Origin of the sequence: Paraburkholderia franconis (genome assembly GCF_009362735.1) — a bacterium.
In the GTDB taxonomy this organism is placed as follows: domain Bacteria; phylum Pseudomonadota; class Gammaproteobacteria; order Burkholderiales; family Burkholderiaceae; genus Paraburkholderia; species Paraburkholderia franconis.
Window position 1 is genome coordinate 1 of the sequence record NZ_WHNP01000239.1, and the last position, 918, is coordinate 918.

Sequence of the window (918 nt, forward strand, 5' to 3'; positions counted from 1 at the left end):
TGTGTGGCCCAGGCCGTTTGCAGGTACGAACGCTGTTGCGTACCTTGCCCTTTTTGTCGCCGGCCTGGCGTTGAGCGGCAGTGCGCGGGCGACAGAGGAAACGGCATCCGCCGATACGGCAACCGCCGCGTGCACCGCGAAGCGGCCCGTCGTGCTGTTCAACCGCTGGCAGGAGGACTGGTCCGTGCTGGCGGACAAGTGCGTGCCCCGGCAGCCGCTGGACAGCCTCAAATACATTCCGCTCGGCGGCGATCCGCATTCGTATCTGTCGCTCGGCGCGAATCTGCGCGAGCGCCTCGAAGTCAACGATGCGCCGCTCTTCGGCATCGGCACGGGACACTCGGATACCTACGTGATACAGCGCGCGCAGGTCAGCGCCGATGCGCGTATCGGTCCGTATCTTCAGTTCTTCGCGCAGCTCGAAGATGCGAGGCCGTTCGGCAAGGATACGGTGTCGCCCGTCGACAAGAATCCGCTCGAYCTSGAGCAGGCCTTCGTCGCGTGGGTCAGTCCGYTRGGACCCGGCACCGTGAAGTTTCGCATCGGCCGCCAGGAGATGGCGTTCGACTTGCAGCGCTTCATCTCCGTTCGCGACGGCCCGAACGTGCGGCAGGCGTATGACGCGATCTGGGCGGACTACGAGTACGGCAAGTGGCGCTTCATCGGCTATCTGACGCAGCCTGTGCAGTACCGCGACGTGACGGATTTCGACGATGTGTCGAACCGGCATCTCACGTTCAGCGGCGTGCGCTTCGAGCGGCAGGGCGTCGGACCGGGTGATCTTTCGGGTTACTACTCGAAGTACAACCGCTCGAATGCACGCTTCCTCGATGCGACGGGCGACGAGCATCGCGACGTCTTCGATCTTCGATACACGGGCAAGATTGGTCGCGCCGACTGGGACGTGGAGTCGATGTA

The 918-nt window shown here is 63.7% G+C and carries 1 protein-coding gene; it reads left to right on the forward strand.

Features of this window, described 5'->3' with window-relative positions:
• Positions 1 to 64: 64 nt before the first annotated feature.
• A partial coding sequence (locus GCT13_RS47930; RefSeq protein ID WP_193727991.1) for an alginate export family protein occupies positions 65 to 918 on the forward strand: 854 nt, incomplete at its 3' end.